General features: G+C 45.9%; 20 protein-coding genes. 15 read left to right on the forward strand and 5 right to left on the reverse strand.

Annotation, left to right across the window (positions count from 1 at the left end; all coding sequences use genetic code 11):
• The 4 genes from F0364_RS07630 to F0364_RS07645 all read left to right on the forward strand — a co-directional run.
• Nucleotides 1-345 (forward strand): ISAs1 family transposase (locus tag F0364_RS07630; RefSeq protein WP_207632545.1); only part of this gene is annotated, 345 nt, incomplete at its 5' end.
• 100 nt (nt 346-445) lie between these two features.
• Nucleotides 446-1,096, forward strand: a complete 651-nt coding sequence (locus F0364_RS07635; protein ID WP_153797180.1) for a VOC family protein — start codon at nt 446-448, stop codon at nt 1,094-1,096.
• Between the two features lie 531 nt (nt 1,097-1,627).
• Complete coding sequence (gene radA / locus F0364_RS07640; RefSeq protein ID WP_153797181.1) at nt 1,628-3,004, forward strand: DNA repair protein RadA; 1,377 nt, start codon at nt 1,628-1,630, stop codon at nt 3,002-3,004.
• Nucleotides 3,005-3,065: 61 nt separating this feature from the next.
• The gene (locus tag F0364_RS07645) at nt 3,066-3,551 is read left to right on the forward strand and encodes a hypothetical protein (protein ID WP_153797182.1); all 486 of its coding nucleotides are present in this window, start codon (nt 3,066-3,068) and stop codon (nt 3,549-3,551) included.
• A 24-nt stretch (nt 3,552-3,575) separates the two neighbouring features.
• On the opposite strand, the gene F0364_RS07650 is transcribed toward F0364_RS07645, so the two are convergent.
• The 3 genes from F0364_RS07650 to ggt all read right to left on the reverse strand — a co-directional run bounded on the left by F0364_RS07650 (nt 3,576) and on the right by ggt (nt 7,046).
• Nucleotides 3,576-4,559 carry an aminotransferase class I/II-fold pyridoxal phosphate-dependent enzyme gene (locus F0364_RS07650; RefSeq protein WP_153797183.1) on the reverse strand — a complete coding sequence of 328 codons (984 nt, stop codon included), beginning with the start codon at nt 4,557-4,559 and terminating at the stop codon, nt 3,576-3,578.
• A 3-nt stretch (nt 4,560-4,562) separates the two neighbouring features.
• Entirely contained in the window at nt 4,563-5,093 is a 531-nt protein-coding gene (locus tag F0364_RS07655; RefSeq protein ID WP_153797184.1) for a DUF1572 family protein, read from the reverse strand.
• Nucleotides 5,094-5,333: 240 nt separating this feature from the next.
• Nucleotides 5,334-7,046, reverse strand: coding sequence for a gamma-glutamyltransferase (gene ggt / locus F0364_RS07660; protein ID WP_153797185.1), 1,713 nt, complete (start codon nt 7,044-7,046; stop codon nt 5,334-5,336).
• Nucleotides 7,047-7,377: 331 nt separating this feature from the next.
• On the opposite strand from ggt, the gene F0364_RS07665 reads away from it, so the two are divergent.
• The 6 genes from F0364_RS07665 (at nt 7,378) to F0364_RS07690 (ending at nt 11,695) form a co-directional block, all read left to right on the forward strand.
• Nucleotides 7,378-7,944: a Crp/Fnr family transcriptional regulator gene (locus F0364_RS07665; RefSeq protein ID WP_235921030.1), complete on the forward strand. Its 567-nt coding sequence runs from the start codon at nt 7,378-7,380 to the stop codon at nt 7,942-7,944.
• A 37-nt stretch (nt 7,945-7,981) separates the two neighbouring features.
• Nucleotides 7,982-8,776: an HAD family hydrolase gene (locus F0364_RS07670; protein ID WP_153797187.1), complete on the forward strand. Its 795-nt coding sequence runs from the start codon at nt 7,982-7,984 to the stop codon at nt 8,774-8,776.
• Between the two features lie 483 nt (nt 8,777-9,259).
• Nucleotides 9,260-9,643 (forward strand): hypothetical protein, encoded by a 384-nt coding sequence (locus F0364_RS07675; RefSeq protein WP_153797188.1) that lies wholly within the window; start codon nt 9,260-9,262, stop codon nt 9,641-9,643.
• Between the two features lie 2 nt (nt 9,644-9,645).
• A complete protein-coding gene (locus tag F0364_RS07680) occupies nt 9,646-10,317 on the forward strand; it encodes a hypothetical protein (RefSeq protein WP_153797189.1) in 672 nt (223 codons plus the stop codon).
• On the forward strand, nt 10,278-11,033 hold the full coding sequence (locus F0364_RS07685) for a sensor histidine kinase (protein WP_153797190.1): 756 nt from the start codon (nt 10,278-10,280) through the stop codon (nt 11,031-11,033). The genes F0364_RS07680 and F0364_RS07685 overlap by 40 nt, the downstream gene beginning before the upstream one ends.
• Nucleotides 11,030-11,695: a response regulator transcription factor gene (locus F0364_RS07690; protein ID WP_153797191.1), complete on the forward strand. Its 666-nt coding sequence runs from the start codon at nt 11,030-11,032 to the stop codon at nt 11,693-11,695. Before F0364_RS07685 ends, F0364_RS07690 begins: the two co-directional genes overlap by 4 nt.
• On the opposite strand, the gene F0364_RS07695 is transcribed toward F0364_RS07690, so the two are convergent.
• On the reverse strand, nt 11,667-11,954 hold the full coding sequence (locus F0364_RS07695; protein WP_153797192.1) for a hypothetical protein: 288 nt from the start codon (nt 11,952-11,954) through the stop codon (nt 11,667-11,669). The two genes, F0364_RS07690 and F0364_RS07695, sit on opposite strands and share 29 nt — an antisense overlap.
• Before the next feature lie 463 nt (nt 11,955-12,417).
• Here F0364_RS07695 and F0364_RS07700 point away from each other — a divergent pair, with 463 nt between their 5' ends.
• From F0364_RS07700 to F0364_RS07720, 5 genes are all read left to right on the forward strand, one after another.
• A complete protein-coding gene (locus F0364_RS07700) occupies nt 12,418-13,101 on the forward strand; it encodes a succinate dehydrogenase cytochrome b subunit (RefSeq protein WP_153797193.1) in 684 nt (227 codons plus the stop codon).
• A 134-nt stretch (nt 13,102-13,235) separates the two neighbouring features.
• Complete coding sequence (locus F0364_RS07705; protein ID WP_153797194.1) at nt 13,236-15,206, forward strand: fumarate reductase/succinate dehydrogenase flavoprotein subunit; 1,971 nt, start codon at nt 13,236-13,238, stop codon at nt 15,204-15,206.
• A 109-nt stretch (nt 15,207-15,315) separates the two neighbouring features.
• Complete coding sequence (locus F0364_RS07710) at nt 15,316-16,065, forward strand: succinate dehydrogenase/fumarate reductase iron-sulfur subunit (protein ID WP_207632561.1); 750 nt, start codon at nt 15,316-15,318, stop codon at nt 16,063-16,065.
• An 82-nt stretch (nt 16,066-16,147) separates the two neighbouring features.
• Complete coding sequence (locus tag F0364_RS07715; protein WP_153797196.1) at nt 16,148-16,636, forward strand: VOC family protein; 489 nt, start codon at nt 16,148-16,150, stop codon at nt 16,634-16,636.
• On the forward strand, nt 16,637-17,356 hold the full coding sequence (locus F0364_RS07720) for a tRNA1(Val) (adenine(37)-N6)-methyltransferase (protein WP_153797197.1): 720 nt from the start codon (nt 16,637-16,639) through the stop codon (nt 17,354-17,356).
• Between the two features lie 213 nt (nt 17,357-17,569).
• Here F0364_RS07720 and F0364_RS07725 read toward each other — a convergent pair whose 3' ends face one another.
• A complete protein-coding gene (locus F0364_RS07725) occupies nt 17,570-18,769 on the reverse strand; it encodes an NAD(P)-dependent oxidoreductase (RefSeq protein ID WP_153797198.1) in 1,200 nt (399 codons plus the stop codon).
• Nucleotides 18,770-18,835: the final 66 nt, after the last annotated feature.

Genomic DNA, 18,835 nt, shown 5'->3' on the forward strand with positions numbered 1-18,835 from the left:
ATCTGTATTGAATCTAACAGAACAATACTGTCAACCGGTGAAACACAACAGGAAATAAGGTATTATATCTCAAGCCTGCAGGCAACACCCGAAAATTTTTTAAGCATCATCCGCCAGCATTGGGGTATTGAAAACAAGCTGCATTGGGTGCTGGATGTAATTTTTAACGAAGACCTCAGTACAAAACAGGCCGGTAATGCCGCTGAGAACTTTAGCATTATCACTAAAATAGCCCTCAACCTTTTAAAGAATAATACCACTAAAAAATTAAGCATCAAAAAGAAACGGCTCCTCTGTACCCTGGACAACAACTTCCTCGCTAATACTGTTTTCAATAAATTTTAGACGCGTTTGCCCTGGGTACATCTCCCTTCATCCAGTCCTTTACACGCAAATTCATTAACTTGTTATTGTAAAATAATAGCCTTTATTAAACCAAACCGTCATGTCATCTATAACCACACCCACTATTTTTTGCGAGCAGCAGTTTCCCCTGCTGCCTGTAACCAGCATTGCCGATGCACTGGAATTTTACACGCATAAGCTGGGGTTTACAGTGGGTTTTACCTGGGGCGACCCGCCGACAATGGCAGGGGTAAACCTGGATAAAGTATCGCTGCACTTAAGCAGCAACGCAGGCGCCACCAGCAGTGCTTCTGTGTATTTTATAGTGGGGGATGCGGATGAACTGTACGAATTTCACCAAAGCAATGGCGTTGAAATTGCAGTGCCCCCTGGTGACAGGCCTTATGGTTTACGGGACTATAACATAAAAGACCCCTTTGGCAACATATTGGGTTTTGGTCATTATCAATACGGTACCGGCCCGGCCATAGAAATTGAAAGAGTGGATGTACCGGTAAGGCTTGAAAAGCGTTTGGCAGCCCTGCTAAAAGATCTTGCCGAACACAAAGGCATGACCATTGACAGTTGCCTGGAAGAAACCCTGCTGCATACATTTGAACCCTGGGGTGACAGCGTTGCCAGCCCCCACACCAAAAGAACGCTACAGTATATTGAGCAGCTAAAGAAAAAACACGGCATTGATTACGACACCCACGGAAGTTACCGTTTTGTGGAAAAAGAAAAAGAGTAACATAGTAAAGCTGCATCCGTTTGTGTCCTCTTTTAAAATGCCTGACCAAAATATATTGGGTAGCCGATGCCGGGCCATTATCGGATTAGATAACTATTTTGAATGCTCTGGTTGTTAACCAAAGCCTCGTAGAGGCGGCATGTTAGTAGTTGTGAAAAAATAACATTGCCGGGAGCGCCTTAGGTGCGATATGTTCATGGCATGTTTTGTATGAAGCTTATCGTTAACAGCTATAAGTTAGCGCACCGGATGTGGTTAATAAGCTTTACACAGGCTTTCTTTTCCGTTAAAGTATTCAATCTGTTGCCAGCAATGCTTCTGGCGCCAAAGGCGGCAGAAGCATTGCGACCCTCCCCCTGGTGCGTGTCTCCACGCACCAGTCCTATCCGGGTATGAAAAGATGCCATGAAAAAACAACCGTACAAGTGAGTGACACAACAGGCGATGCCATGAAATTCCATAGTCCGTCCACAAAAAAATACAAAAGCCGAAGGCTTTTTTTCCTTCTTGCATATTCTATAGCTTTACCGCATGAGTAAAGTAAAGACAGCCTTTTTTTGCAGCAACTGTGGTTACGAGAGTACAAAATGGCTGGGCAAATGCCCATCGTGCAGCCAGTGGAACAGTTTTGTGGAAGAAGTGATTGATAAAGGCAACGGCAAAGCAACAGCGGATGAATGGAAAAATTACACAGACGATAAAAGAAAAAGCCGCACCGTACACCTGAGCGAGGTACAAAGCAATGAAGAAAAAAGACTGGTTACTACCGATGCTGAACTGAACCGCGTACTGGGCGGCGGCATAGTGTCGGGAAGTATTGTACTGGTAGGCGGAGAGCCGGGCATTGGCAAGAGTACTTTGTTTTTGCAGAATGCGCTTCAACTTAAAAACACGGTTACACTGTATGTTAGCGGCGAAGAAAGTGAACAGCAGATTAAAATGCGTGCAGACAGGCTGAAAACCACCAATGATAATTTTTACCTGCTTACAGAAACCGCCACGAATATTATTTTCCAGGAAATTAAAAAGCTAAAGCCCCAATTGGTTATTATTGACTCTATACAAACACTGCAAAGCAATTTGATAGAATCATCGCCGGGCAGCGTTTCACAAATAAGGGAAAGCGCCTCGGAGCTACAGCGCTTTGCCAAAGAAACCAATACACCGGTTTTTTTGATAGGGCATATAACAAAAGATGGCAATATAGCGGGCCCGAAAATACTGGAACACATGGTAGATACCGTTTTGCAGTTTGAAGGAGACCGCCACTATGCTTACCGTATTTTGCGTACGCTTAAAAACCGCTTTGGCAGCACGTCTGAACTGGGCATTTATGAAATGACCGGAGAAGGTATGCGGCCTGTATCCAACCCATCGGAAATACTGATAACACAAAGGGAAGACCAGTTAAGCGGCAGCGCCATTGCGGCTACCATGGAAGGCCTGCGCCCTTTGCTGATAGAGGTGCAGGCGCTGGTTACACAAAGCGTGTACGGTACGCCACAGAGAACCGTAAACGGCTTTGATTTAAGAAGGCTGCAGTTATTACTGGCAGTGCTGGAAAAAAGGGGCGGCTTTCACTTTGGCGTAAAAGATGTGTTCCTGAATATTGCCGGCGGCCTTAAGGTAGAAGACCCATCCATTGATCTTGCCGTTATCTGCGCATTGCTTTCGTCGTACGATGATGTACCTCTTTCGCAACAAATATGCTTTGCGGGCGAAGTAGGCCTTAACGGAGAGATACGGGCCGTTAACCGTATTGAACAACGTATTGCCGAAGCGGAAAAGCTGGGCTTTGAAAAAATAATCGTGTCGCGGTATAATAAAAAATCGCTGGAAAACAACCGCTTTAAAATTGAAGTGGTAGCCCTTGGCAGGGTTGATGAAGTGTACAAATATTTATTCTGATACACTGCTAACAGGTTGCATTGACTTTGGCACGATAATGTATAACAAAAACGAAAACATTATGGTTACCCGTTACATGCTTATTCTTATTGCCACTACCATTGTAAGCACGGCCTGCGGCGACAGCGACAGCACAACAGATACCGTTGTTGGCAATGACACTGCAACCAAAGAAACCACACTTGCTTATAATGCGGATAGCCTTACCGGCTGCTACCGCATGGTAAAAGACAGGGACACTGCTGACCTGCAGCTTACAGCCGGGAATGGCAAAATAACCGGCTCGCTTACTTACAGCATTTTTGAAAAGGACAGTAACAAAGGAGACCTGCAGGGAGAACTTAAGGATAGCCTGATATGGGCTTTTTATACTTTCCAGTCGGAAGGTGTTACGTCTGTTAGAGAAATTGTTTTTAAAGTAACAGATGGCGGGCTACAGGAAGGTATTGCACCAGTGATGGTAAGGAACGACTCCGCCTTTTTTGCAAAAGATTCCGCTTTTCGTTTTATGGAAGACAGGCCGTATGAAAAGGTAACCTGTAATTAAACATGTTGTTTAATGCTAATACCATTATAGCAACAGTTTGCACAAACTACGGGCTAACCTCTCCATATCTTCTTTGGTATGCAGGGCATTTAATACAATACGTTTAATGGTTGGGCCGGATGCGTTGGGATATGCGAATGATGAGATGATAATACCATCCTCGAGCAATGCCTGCTCATTAACAGATGCCGGTAAAATAAAAACCGGCAGTTGGGGGTGGTAAGTAACGCCGGGCAGTTGCCCTGCCAGCGCAATAAAATAACGGATGTTTTCCCTTAGTTTATTTAGTTGAAGCCGGTAAAGCTGCTGGCCATTAATAAACGCATGCAGCAAAGCAGGTGCGGGTGCCGTGCTGGCCGTATATGCCGGCAAGGCCCTTAATTTATCAGCCACCGCAGCGGGGCAACTGATAGCGCCTGCATTGATATTACAGGCTTTAGACAGTGAATAATTTAACACATATTGCGCAGCATTGTTTTTCGGCAAAATGCAGGCAATACCTTCCCCCTTTTCGCCCAGCAAGCCGAAGCCGTGGGAATCGTCTATTACCAGGTAATCACAACGCTCTGTTATTTGCGCAAAATCTGTGATAGCAGCTTTTAACACATTTACAGAATCGGTTGCCGTAATGTTTAGGCCCCCAGGAGCATAGTTACCGTTATACTGAATAGCAGGGTGGGCAGAAGGATAGTTGTGCACTGGCTGTTTCCAAACATCCACGGCCATGTTACCAGCCTGGTAGCCAGACGCGACCAGCACAGTTTCTTCTGTTCCGGTAATTTCTGAAAGCAAGGCTTCGCACTCTTCATATAAAGACAGCCGCGTATTAGATATACGCGATGAAGGAAAGAGCAATCCATACCTGTTCATACCTTCCCTCACCAGTTGAGCAAACTCCGGCACATGGCCCATGCCCAGGTAAGAATAGCCTGAAAAAAACAGGTATTCTTTGCCATCTTCTGCCAGCGCAGTACGGCCGGGTTGTGCTGTAAGGTTTAATTTTTTCATCGCCTACCTGCCCGTTTGCTTTTTCATCTGCTCGTTGTATTTGTTGCTATCGCCCTTGGCAATACTAAGTGAGTTCCACGAAGCATCTTTGATCATTTTACCAATAAAAACAATTTGCCCTACATGGTAAGGGTAATGTGCCAGTTGCCGCAGCAAGGCATCATAAACTATCAGCGGCTCTGTTCTTATGAAAATTGTCCTGGTTAAGTCTGCCGGGCTAAGGTTGGCAATGGTGCCCAGCACACAATCCCAGCCTTTGTTCCACATTTCCGTAAGCTCCTGGCGGGAAATATTCCGTACATCAAATTCCGTATCCCGGTTGCGCCAGGGCTTTTCGCCGTCTTCAGTTAAAAAATTGGTGAAGCGGCTCATCATGTTGCCATACATGTGCTGTATAATAAGGGCTATGCTGTTGCTTTCGTGCGATGGCTGGTAAAAGAAATCTTTATCTTCCAGTTGTTCAAAGGTTTTGTCGCCAAGGTCTTTGTAAAACAGGAAGCGTTTGTGCACATCCTTTAAGAAACTTGCTTCCATGCATCCAGGTTTTATGATAATACAAATGCTGTTGCAAAATATAGTGTAAGCAAACAGGAGTATGATACCAGCGATATAACGTGTGGAATCGCCTGTTGCGTCGCAATCCGTTCATCGGTTGGTCCATTGGGCGGCTTTTCAGACCCGGGTAGATATTCCCCTAATGACTTATTTACTTATTGCCTTCTTGACTCCTTGCCTTCTTGACTTATTGACTCCTTGTCTTCTTGACTCTCTCTTCTAAAACCCGGCCACGCAATCATCTCCCCTTTTATCAGCAGCAGACTCCAGCTTACCATTGTTCATTTTTATCACCTCAGTACGGCCGATATTTCCCCGGCGGTCAAGCTGGTATCCCATTTTCTCCAGGGCACTGGCTGTAACATCAGGAAAATCCTTTTCCATATAAATCAAATCCGGCAGCCATTGGTGATGAAACTTAGGCTTGTTAACCGCATCTGCCGCACTCATATTAAAATCAACCATATTAACAATGGTTTGAAATACTGATGTAGGTATCGTCGTACCACCCGGCGTACCCATAACTGCGTAAGGCTTATTGTTTTTAAGCAGCAATGTGGGGGCCATGGAGCTAAGCATGCGCTTGCCTGGTGCAATAGCGTTGGCTTCGCCACCGACCGCGCCATACATATTGGGCACGCCGGGTTTTATGCTAAAATCGTCCATCTCATCATTCAGTAAAAAGCCAGCGCCGCCCACAACGGTCTTGCTGCCATAGTGATTATTAAGCGTGGTGGTTACCGCCACCATATTGCCTTGCGCATCCATGATGCTGATATGTGTTGTTTCTTCACTCTCCTTAATTATACCAGCTTTAATCGTTTCACTTTTGCCCGCTTTACCTGGCACAAAATCTTTCATTCGGGCGGTTATATAAGCATCGCTGGTCAGGGTTTTTACAGGCACATTCCAGAAGTCGGGGTCTCCCATATATTCAGCCCTGTCGGCATAAGCACGGCGTTCAGCTTCCGTCATTAGCTGTACCAGCTCTGTTGAATGAAAACCGTACCTGGCCACCGGGAATGGCTCTATCATCTTCAGCATCTGTACCAGCAACAGGCCGCCGCTGCTGGGCGGTGGAAAGCTTATCACCTGGTAACCCCGGTAAGTAAATGTAAGCGGCTCACGCTCCTTTGCCCTGTAGTTCTTTAAATCTTCATGCGTTATACAGCCTTTGCCACGTTGCATTTCAGCAACAATAAGGTCCGCGGTAGTACCCTCATAAAAACCTTTGGCGCCGTTATCACGTATGCGCTTTAATGTTTCGGCAAGATCTTTCTGAACCAGGGTATCGCCCCCCTTCCACGCCACTTGTTTTACAAACGCAAGGGGTTGCGTGTTATATTTTACAAAATCATTTTTATCGGCATTGAAATTGGCAGCTTCTTCTTCTGTAATTACATAGCCAAATTCAGCAAGGTCAATAGCTGGCTGTATCAACTCTGCAAAAGGCAGTTTGGCATAGGGCATGGCAGCGAATAAACCAGCCACGGTACCTGGTACACCCGAAGATAAATGGCCATTTTGGGACAACTCAGTCAACGCATTACCGGCAGAATCCAGGTACATGTCGCGGTGGGCTTTGGCAGGCGCCTGCTCCCGGTAATCAATGGACAGTAACTGCCCATTGGCTTTACGGGCTATCAAAAAACCACCGCCGCCAATATTGCCTGCGCCAGGGTAAACCACGGCCAATGCCAGTTGTGTGGCAATCATGGCATCAAAAGCGTTGCCCCCACGTTTCATAACGGCGGCGCCCACCTGGCTGGCTAACGGGTGTGCCGATACGACGGATGCTTTACTAAACAAGGCGGTTTTAGTAATGCTGTAATGGTAGGGGTCAACTTCCTTACCAGCGCCTACAATGGGCTGGCGGGCAGTACACGAAAAGGTTACGGCTACAAATGATACCAACAGGCAAATTTTCTTCATGCAGGCAAATTAAACATTGTTGAATTTTTGCGCAGGAATTTTTATGGGCGCCGTTTGCAGCAGGCATTAAATTTTCCTCCACTTCATCAGCTAAACAAATTATCAACCTGTTACGCTTCAACGGATAAACCAGCTACCTGCAACCAGCAACCGCCTTTCGGGTGAGGGATTGAAGCGGATACCCCGGTGAAGCCATCGCAGCAGAAGCCTTGTGCCGGAGTATGAGCGGAAAGCCCGACCCCTTGCGTAGCTTGGGGGCACCCCCTGAAAAATATTATCGCATTGATACTTACCTTCATGGGTAATGTTATACAGCGACAGCTTGGAGCTTTTGAGGAAATTTATCAGCAACGTTCACCCACTCAGCAGCGGTGAATGGGACGATTTTTCGGGCATTTGGCAGCCTTTTGAGGCCCGGCGAAAAACAGTGCTTACCGCTACCGGCGAAACGGAAAAATACCTGTACTTTGTTACAGAAGGCGTACAAAGGGCCTTTTATTTAAGCAACGATGATAAAGATGCTACGCTGGTGTTTATGTACCCGCCATCGTTTGCCGGTGTGGCCGATTCTTTTTTGCTGCAACAACCTTCCAGGTATTATTTTGAAACGCTTACCTACAGCAGGTTTATACGCACCACATACCTGCAGGTTAACGAAATGATGCAGCGGTACCCCAATTTTAGAAGCCTTATGCTTACCATGCTAAGCCATGTTTTATCGGGCGTGCTGGAGCGGCAGATAGAGTTGCAGTGTTTTTCAGCCGAACAAAAGTTCAGGGCACTGCTGAAACGCAGTCCACACGTATTGCGGTTGATACCTCACAAATACCTGGCATCGTACCTGGGTATAGACGCCACTACTTTTAGCAAACTGCTGGGCAGTATAAGGATAGATTAATACGGCGCTTTATTTTTCAGCCGTTAAATTTGCGCCTATGAATTTACAGGATGTACGGCTGGTGGCCGTTGATATGGACGGCACACTGCTTAACTCAAAAGGCGAATTAAGCCCCGACTTCTTCCCCATTTTTAACCAGCTTACACAAAAAGGAATACAGTTTGCCGCCGCCAGCGGCAGGCAGTACTATAACCTGCTTAACCGTTTTGAAAGCATTAAGGATAACATGATTTTTATTGCGGAAAATGGCGGCTACATGGCTTACCGCGGCAAGGAACTGCTGGTGCAGGCTATGGACAAGGAGGTAGTTGTTGGTTTGCTGCAAACCATGCGTGATATTCCGCAAACATCTGTAGTACTATGCGGGGCCAAAAGCGCCTACATACATGATACGGAACCGGAATTTGTGGAGCATGTACGGCTTTATTACGACCGTTGTGAAATAGTGGATAACCTGGAAAATGTAACAGGCGACCAGTTTTTAAAAATAGCTATTTACGACTTTGCAGGCTCAGAAAACAACAGCTATCGTTACTTTAGCCATTTGCAAAACCAACTGCAGGTAAAAATATCGGGTACGTATTGGCTGGATATATCTCATAAAGATGCCAGTAAGGGCACGGCTATTGAACAATTGCAACAGCACCTGGGCATTGGCTACAGCCAAACCATGGTTTTTGGCGATTACCTTAACGACCTGGAAATGATGCAGCAGGGTTACTTTAGCTACGCCATGGCCAATGCCCACGATGGTATAAAGGAAGTATCCCGTTTTACTACCAAAAGCAACGACGAAGACGGCGTTGCCCTGGTACTGCGGCAACTGCTTTAGGCTGGCGAACATAAGTAGCAACGGCCTGTTAACCTATTTTTCTAAAAGGCTATTGGATTGCACAAAGAAACCTCTTCAATACCAGGGGCATGAAAAGGCTTCAGGGTTGAAAGAGGGGCTATTTTCCGGCACAATAGAGTAAAAAATCCAACATATATATTAAAAAGGAAACCATTCTTTTTAACAGGGCACGGATAAATTTTCCGGCCAAGGCCGGTTTTAAAAGAATGCTCCCTGGAAAAGGAGCATTGATGTCAGCATATATCATAACCCCCAATGAATAGTACTCTAAATGTACTTGCGAATTGTTCGCTGCTAAGGTAAAACTGTTATTGCGCCGGCGCACTTCCTAAACTACGCAATTTGCATGCGTAGTTTAGGAAGCCCAAAAACGTATTTCTACGCAAAAATTTGCGGAAACTACGTTTGTAACTGGCTTTCTTTTTACAGATATTCACATTTTAATTCAAAATCAGAAAAACCATGAGTTACGAATTGCCTGCCCCGGGCTCTCACGGCATTACCCTTCAGGAAGCAATCGGTATGACAACCCTGTACAGGGCAAACCGGGAAGCCATTTTAAAAGACGAATACCAGGGAATGGATATACTGGTAAAATCGCACACGTTTAATATTCAGGACTTTCAGCCCATTTTCAGCAATCCGTCATGTGCGGGACTGAGAATTTACTATGGCATGAGCGAGGACCTGAAAGTACATGCAATTGTTGTGGGTACAGATAACGAGGGAAATGACATAATTCCACTGCAAGGTGGCGAAACAAGTATTAATACTGGCGGGGTAATACTGGAAGATTCAAAAAGATGTCCTCCGTACTGTCCGCCGCCATGTGATTTAAATCCGTAAATGTGTCAATCCGCATATTATTAGACTGGTTAGCTTACATCGTAGGTATCGCTGCCGTTATTGGAATAATCCGTTACAAAAAAATAATAAAATCGTACCGGCCCTTTGTGTATTTTTTATGCCTGGGTTTTGTAACAGAAATAATCAGCGATTTGCTTATAAGAGTTTTTCAAAAGGATAACAGCCTTCTTTTAAATGTGTATGTGTGGCCGGAAAGCTTGCTGATACTCTGGCAGTTTCGTAACTGGGCCGCTATTGCCCGTGGCAACAGTAAAGACAACAATTACAAAATACTCGCCATTGTACTAAGCGCTTTCTGGCTTATTGATAATCTGTTTGTTCACAACTTGCACAGCAAATTAAACCCGCTGTACAGGATAATTTACGGTTTTGTTACAGTGTATCTTAGTATTGACCAGATAAACAAGCTAATTCTCCAGGAAAGAACGAAGTTACTTACCGATGCCCGTTTTCTTATTTGCGCAGCCTTTGTTTTTTACTACGCTTATAAAGCCACCCTTGAAGTATTTTTTGCAATTAACTTGCCACTTAGCCTTGAATTTTACAAGCAAATCTTTGATATTGTCATCTATGTTAACCTTTTCGCTAATTTGCTTTTTGTATTAGCGACAACATGGATTCCAACGAGACAAAAATTTTCACTGCCATACTGATTGCCGCATCTATTATGGGCGTCATTATCCTGTTTTTTTTTGTAACCATCCTTAAACACCACCGCCAAAACCTGCTGCTGAACAAACAAAAGCTGCTGGCTGAAATAACCACCCTGGAAAAAGAACGCCGCCGCATGGCTGCTGACCTGCATGATGACCTGGGGCCCCTGCTATCCGCGGTTAAACTGCAGGTAAACAGCGTAGAAGCCGCCACAAGAGAAGACCAGGAAATTATCGAAAAATCCGGCAAGCACCTGGATGAAATGATTATGCGTATACGCGAAATAGCCGGCGACCTAATGCCGCAACTGCTTGAAAGAAAAAATTTTATGGCCGCCGTACACGCCTACATAGACCGCATTAACGCTACCGGTGCCTTAAGGATAGAATACAATGAAGACTTTCCCGAACTGCCGCCAGACCGCAACAGGGATATACATCTTTATCGTGTTACACAGGAAATACTCAACAATATATTGCGTCACGCCAAAGCCACACAGGTTAATTTCACCATATCGTTGCCCTCAAACAAGCTTATTATCAGCATTAAAGACAACGGCATTGGCTTCGATACCAATCGTAAAGACTTTGGCGGCCAGGGCCTCCGCAACATGCTTAGCCGCGTGGAATTATTAAATGGCGAATTGTACCTTGACAGTGTTACCGGCCAGGGCACTAACTTTGTAATCGAAATTCCCGTTGCAGCAAAATCATGACTAACAAACTTATAAGGGTTGGCATAGCCGACGACCATGAAATATTCAGGGATGGCCTGCGCATGATAATAAACAAAGCGCCGCTTACAGAAGTTGTTTTTGAAGCCAGGGATGGCAAACAGCTTGTTGAATTCTGCGATAAGTTTTTACCTGATGTAGTACTAACAGACATTGTTATGCCGGTTATGGATGGCATTGAAGCCGTACGGCAAATAACAGCAAAACACCCCACCATAGCCTGCATGGCCCTTTCTATGTTTAACGAAGACAGCCAGGTTATTGACATGATTGAGGCCGGGGCCTCTGGCTACCTGGTAAAAAATGCCGGTAAAGAGGAAATTATTGAGGGCATCAACAGCATACACCAAAACAAGCCTTACTACTGCAAGGCATCCTCGGCCACACTGGCCCGCATGATATCATCGCAAAACCGCAATGCAAGTACCTTTTCTCCCAGGCCCGTGGAGTTAACAGATAACGAAATAATGATTGTACGGTTAATTTGCCAGGAAAAAACAAATAAAGAAATGGCCGATATCATGTCTTTAAGCACCCGCACAATAGAGGGCTACCGTATTAAAATAATGGACAAGTGGCAGGTAAGAAGCACGGCGGGTATAGTGGTATATGCCATCAGGAGTGGGCTCTATAAATTCTCATAGGCGATAATATATCCCGTTTACCATTCCATAGCTGCTCCTCAATAAGCTTTCCAAGGTTGGCAGCCAGGTCTTCATCATTACCGCAGGAAAACACCCAGCGGGCATGCGCCATATCTATAACATAATAGATCAGTTGCCTTATGTCACCATTTTCAAAATGCAACTCGTAATTAAACGGATCCAGTGGCGCTATTTCCACTACAACATGCCCCTCCCCCGGTGCGTCGCCACTAAACGATAGAACACCCGAACTACTCATTTGCTGGTTTTGATAGGCACAAGATATTTAACATCTTTCACAAGTGCAAGCGTAGTTCTACGCATTCTTCTTTCCTAAAATACTTTAACAAAAAGCATTGTGCAACGCACAAAAAGCATTATAAGGGGGTGTCCCTCGTGCCTCGGGCCGGGCTTTCCGCTCATACTCCGGCACATAAGCTCTGCTGCCAAGGCCTCACCGGGGTATCCGCTGCAATCCCTCACCCACCAGTGCATCAGGCCGCCTCTTACGCAGGCAAACAGTACGGGTAACTGTCGTAAAATATAACTGCTTTATATACTGCGTTAACTTGCAGTTTCATAAAATTTATTCCGCGAAATATACTTCAGCAAATAGTTATTGCAGTATATTTCCATTGATATTTTGCAAAAGAATTTTTTTGAGGTTACTGGCGTTCGTGCCCTATTTTTGCAGCGATTTTCTCACACACAATCTTGTCAGTATGACCTGGAAGCAAGTATTTACCTCCTCTGTAGGCAGGAAGTTGACCATGGGCCTAACCGGAATTTTTCTCATTCTTTTTTTAGTGGTGCATGCTGGTTTAAATGCCTGTATATGGGCAAACGATGGCGGCGTTATGTTTAATAAAGCAGCCCATTTTATGGGCGCAACAATTGTAATAAGGATACTTGAAATAGGGTTGTTTGTTTTTATTTTTATACACATTATACAGGGCCTTATCCTGGAAGCTTCTAACCGCAGTAAACGCGGAACGCCTTATGCCGTTAACTATGGCAATCGCGGCAGCAAATGGTATAGCCGCAGCATGGGGTTGCTAGGTACGCTGGTATTGTTGTTCTTAATACTTCACTGGATACATTTTTGGATACCATCCCGCTTTACCGGTACCCCCGAAGTAACTTACGACAACAAAACCTACCATGACTTGTTTACTTTAATGAAGGAAATTTTTGCTGAACTGTGGGTAGTAATAGTATATGTGCTGGGCTGCATTTCCTTGGGCTACCACCTGGCGCATGGGTTTCAAAGCGCATTCAGAAGCCTGGGGGTACACAACAAGAAATATAACAACATGCTTACAAGCCTGGGTTATGGCTTTGCTGTAATTGTACCGCTTGCTTTTGCCATGATGCCGGTAAGCATGTACCTGGGCTGGGTTAGTTAGACTGGTGAATAAAGTTCTGAACGTACAAGTGAGTGACACAACCGGCGATGCCATGAAAAACAAAAGCCGGTAACACAATAATAGTAAACATCTTTCTTCAATGCCTGCCGAAGGCGGCGTTAAAATCAGTGGTTATGGATGCAAGAATTCCTGCCGGACCGTTAGACGATAAATGGACAGATTACAAAGGACATTGTAAGCTTGTTAACCCGGCCAATAAGCGCAAGCTGGAAGTTATTATTATTGGCACCGGTTTGGCCGGCGCTTCGGCGGCGGCATCGCTGGGCGAGCTTGGGTATAAAGTAAAAGCATTCTGCTTCCAGGATTCTCCCCGCCGGGCCCACTCCATAGCAGCCCAGGGCGGCATTAACGCTGCAAAGAACTACCAGAACGATGGCGATAGTGTCTTCCGCCTGTTTTACGACACCATTAAAGGTGGCGATTACCGTGCCCGTGAAGCCAATGTGCACAGGCTTGCCGAAGTAAGCGCCAACATTATTGACCAATGCGTGGCCCAAGGTGTTCCCTTTGCCCGTGAATATGGAGGCCTGTTAAGCAACCGCAGCTTTGGCGGCACACAGGTACAAAGAACATTTTATGCTGCCGGCCAAACCGGCCAGCAATTACTGATAGGCGCTTACCAGGCACTGGAACGCCAGGTGGCTTTGGGTAATGTAAAAATGTACAGCCGCCACGAAATGCTGGAAGTAGTAATTATTGATGGTAAAACCCGCGGTATAATTGCACGCAACCTGGTAACGGGCGAATTGGAAAGGCATTTTGGCCATGCCGTATTATTATGCAGCGGTGGTTATGGCAACGTATTTTATTTAAGCACCAATGCCATGGGCAGCAATGTTACCGCTGCATGGAAAGCACACAAAGCAGGCGCCTATTTTGGCAACCCCTGTTTTACACAAATACACCCTACCTGCATACCTGTTAGCGGAGACCACCAGAGCAAATTAACCCTGATGAGCGAATCGCTGAGAAATGATGGCCGTATATGGGTGCCTAAAAAACAAGGCGATAACCGCAGGCCCAACGAAATACCGGAAGAAGAAAGGGATTATTACCTGGAAAGAAGGTACCCGGCGTTTGGCAACCTGGTGCCCCGGGATGTGGCCAGCCGTGCAGCCAAAGAAAGATGTGATGCCGGTTACGGCGTAGGCAGCAGCAAGCAGGCGGTTTATCTTGACTATGCCGCTGCTATTGAGCGTTACGGAAAAATTGAGGCCGGCAAGCAGGGCAATGACAATGTGGGCAAGGATGAAATTATAAAGATGGGTAAAGAAGTGGTGAAGGAAAAATATGGTAACCTTTTCGATATGTATGAAAAGATTACCGGCGAAAACCCTTACGAAGTACCCATGCGCATATACCCTGCCGTACACTATACCATGGGCGGCCTTTGGGTAGATTACGAACTGATGACAACCGTTCCGGGGCTATACGCTTTGGGTGAAGCCAATTTCAGCGATCACGGCGCTAACAGGCTGGGCGCCAGTGCACTGATGCAGGGCCTTGCGGATGGCTACTTTGTAATACCTTATACCATTGGTAATTACCTGGCCGATGAAATACGTACGGCACCCATACCAACCTCTCACCCGGCTTTTGAAGCAGCAGAAAAAAGCGTAAGCGACAGGTTAAACACTTTGATGAACATAAAAGGCAAGCAAACAGTTGAAAGCCTGCACAAGCGCCTGGGCAAGATTATGTGGGACAAATGCGGCATGGCCCGCAACAAACAGGGCCTGGAAGAAGCCATCAAGGAAATACAGCAACTAAAAAAAGAATTCTGGAGCGATGTAAAAATACCCGGCGGTATTAATGAGCTAAACCCTGAACTGGATAAAGCCGGCCGTGTGGCCGATTTTATTGAGCTGGGCGAACTGATGTGCAAAGATGCCCTGGAAAGGGAAGAAAGCTGCGGCGGCCACTTCCGCGAAGAATCACAGTCTGAAGACGGGGAAGCATTACGCCATGACGACAGGTTTATGTATGTAGCCGCCTGGGAATATAAAGGAGACCATAACTGGCAGTTGCATAAAGAAGAACTTGTTTACGATGTGGTGAAACCAAGTACGAGGAGTTATAAGTAAACTCTATGCATTGACCGTTATGCAGCTTAACTGGTTGATGAATCTTAAATTAATTTATTAACGATAAAGCATCCACCTATCAGGAAGAAGGCTTATGGAACATTACAACATGAACCTCACACTCAAAGTGTGGAGGCAGAAAAATCAAAGCGACAGAGGACAGTTTGAAACTTACAAAGTAAGCAACATATCCAGCGAGATGAGCTTCCTGGAAATGTTTGATGTGCTGAACGAAGAATTGATACAGGAAGGAAAAGACCCTATTGCTTTTGACCACGATTGCCGTGAAGGTATTTGTGGCATGTGCTCTATGTATATTGACGGCAAACCGCACGGCCCGTGGCAGGAAAACACTACCTGCCAGTTGCACATGCGGGCTTTTAAAGATGGCGACACCATAACGGTGGAACCCTGGAGGGCTAATGCCTTCCCGGTGTTGAAAGACCTGGTAACAGACCGTACCGCATTTGACCGCATTATACAGGCGGGCGGTTTTATCTCTGTAAATACGGGCAACGCCGTTGACGCGAATGCTTTGCCGATTGAAAAGGCTAAGGCTGATGATGCTTTTGCCGCTGCTGCCTGCATTGGTTGTGGCGCCTGCGTGGCAGCCTGCAAAAACAGCTCCGCGCTGTTGTTCGTGGGCGCCAAGGTTGCACACCTGGGATTGCTGCCGCAAGGCGAACCCGAACGTAAGGAGCGTGTACTGAACATGGTTGCACAGATGGATAAAGAGGGTTTTGGGGCCTGTACATCCACGGGGGCCTGCGAGGCTACCTGTCCTAAAGGCATTTCTATCAGCAACATCAACAGGTTAAACAAAGAATACCTGGTAGCAAGCCTGGTATCGGAAAAGTAGTATCACTCTTAACGCATAAAACGTTGGCCGTCTTTTAAAAAGGCGGCTTTCTTTTTTACCTTAACAACTCAATATACATTTTATGGATTACACCGTTCCGGCCGGCACCCGTATTGGCCACGTGCATTTAAAGGTTTCGGATATTGAGAGGGCACTGGGCTTTTACAAAGATTTGCTGGGGTTTCAAATAATGGCCCGCTATGGTACGCAGGCCGTATTTATTTCGGCAGGTGACTATCACCATCATATTGGCCTGAATACCTGGTACAGCAAAGGCGCTGGCCCTGCACCTAAAAATGCGGCCGGGCTTTTTCATACGGCTATTCTTTACCCCACGAGAAAAGATTTGGCCGTTGTGCTAAAACGCCTGCTGGATGCCAGTTACCCTTTTACAGGGTTTGCCGATCATGGCGTTTCTGAAGCGCTTTACCTGGATGACCCTGATGGTAACGGTGTAGAACTCTACTGGGATAAACCTAAAGACAAATGGCCTATTGATGCCAATGGAAACCTTAACATGTACACAGAGCACCTTGATATACCTTCTTTACTGGCTGAACTGGAAAAATAAATGCCCAACAGTTATTTTAGTTTTAAACAATTTACCGTACAGCAGGATAAATGCGCTATGAAGGTTTGCACCGATGCCTGCCTTTTCGGTGCATTTATTGCAAGGGGGCAATGGTTGCAGGGCAACCGGGTTCTCGACATAGGCACAGGCACCGGCCTATTATCTCTTTTACTGGCGCAGAAGCATGATCATGCAGAAATTGATGCGGTTGAAATTGATGATACCGCTGCAGTACAGGCTTCTGAGAATTTTGCCGCTTCGCCATGGGCTGACAGGCTGAATATATACCGCCAGCCAATTCAACAGTTCACTGAAAGGGGCGCCGGTTATGACTTCATCATCTCCAACCCCCCTTTTTTTGAGGGCGACTTGAAAAGCAATACCGCTAACCGCAACCTTGCCCTTCACAGCGAAGGTTTAAAACTGGAAGAACTGGTTGGCTGCATTAACAGGCTGTTAAAGAATAATGGAAGTTTCGCCGTTCTGCTGCCTTATCACCGGCTGGATTTTTTTGAAAAACTTGCAGGCAATCAAGGTTTCTTTCTTGCGGAAAAATTACTCGTTCAACAAACCCCCAGCCATCCATTCTTTCGGGGTATTCTTGTGTTTGGGAAAACTGTGGTGCAAACATTGCAGCACCAAATAACCATCAAAACAACTGAAGGCAAATACAGCCCGGAGTTTACAGAATTGCTGAAAGATTATTACCTGCACCTGTAACAAAAATGTTTCTGGCACCTGCGGTGGCAGAAACATTGTCTGCAAGGGTCTGAAAAGATGCCATGAAACACCGAACGATGAACGGATTGCGACGCAACGATGATGCCATGAAAATACTGTCGCTGGTACCATAAATCGTGAGTCGTGAATGGTGAATCGCAAGTGGGATTGTCACCCTTACATCGTACACCCCACACCTAACATCCCCATTAACTAATGCTTGGCATAAGCTGCCAGGTAATCGAAATGCGGGGTTAGCTGGCCATGCTTTAAAATAGTGGCTTTTTCAATGGTATTATTACCCTGTTGCAGCAAGTCGCCCAGCACATGCTTAATTAACTGCTCACCAAAATAACGGCTGGCATCGCGGGGCAGCTCATTGGGCAGGTTGCCAACGGCCATCACATCAATGCTGCCTTCCATATAAGGCGCTGTTATACTGCCGGTTTGTTTGTTAACGCCATATACCGGGTTTTCAATGGTGCCATCGCCAAGGTTGCAGGGCACGCTGCCGCCTTTATCATCCGTAATATCGGCAATGGTTTTAATCCTGAAATCGGGGTGCCGCAATGTGTCCCATTCAAACAGCCGGGGCATATAAGTATCCCAGTAAATGCCATTCATCAGTATGTCCGTCTGCATGCAATACTTTTCAAAAAGGCAGGCGTATTCATCCGCATGTTCATGAAAGTGTTCGCGGTTATATTTACCCGTTTTTTTGTGGCGGTAAAGGTTGCTGCCCTTCAGGTGCACATACACCGGGTAGGCGAATTCTTTTATCAAAAAATCATCGGGCTCAACATCCTGCACATCCATCAGGTTCATAATGTCAAGTATGCCATGCGCCACACGGCCACTGCCTGTTACCGCAATCTTAACATTGGGCAGCTTAAGGCCAAAATAGGTATGGATAAGTTCGCGGTAATCCTTGTGCCTAAACACACGGCCTATATCAAAAGCGCCGGTTCGTTGCCCATAAGCCATCACCCCGTTATGTGCCCCTACCACACCGGCAAAAAACCCAAAACCTATAATCCGTTGGCCATCTTCATGCTCCAGGCATTCATAATCAATAAGCGTAATTTTCTTATCCATCATGGCATGCATTAGCGCCTGGTTGTAGGGTTGCTTTTTTTTGGTATGAGAAAAAAACAGGTAGGTTTTTCCGGGCATCAGCATATCAACAGGCACTTCCTTAATACCCAGCAATATATCGCAGTTGCTAAGGTCGTCACTTAATGATATGCCGGCCTGTTCATACTCTGTATCGCTGAAACACCTGCCGGCACTGCGTTGCACAACAATGGAGCAACCCGGCAAATTCCTGGCAAGCCACCTGCATTGCGATGGTATCAGCGCTACCCGGTTGTCTGCCGGTGTTTTACCTTCACGTATTAACCCTATCACTGGCATTGCTGTAAGTTTTGCCATCTAATGTAAGGATATCCATAAAGCAAGGCAAAGAATTTTATGGGGCGG

The organism is Foetidibacter luteolus (assembly GCF_009650435.1).
GTDB classification, from domain to species: Bacteria; Bacteroidota; Bacteroidia; order Chitinophagales; family Chitinophagaceae; genus Foetidibacter; species Foetidibacter luteolus.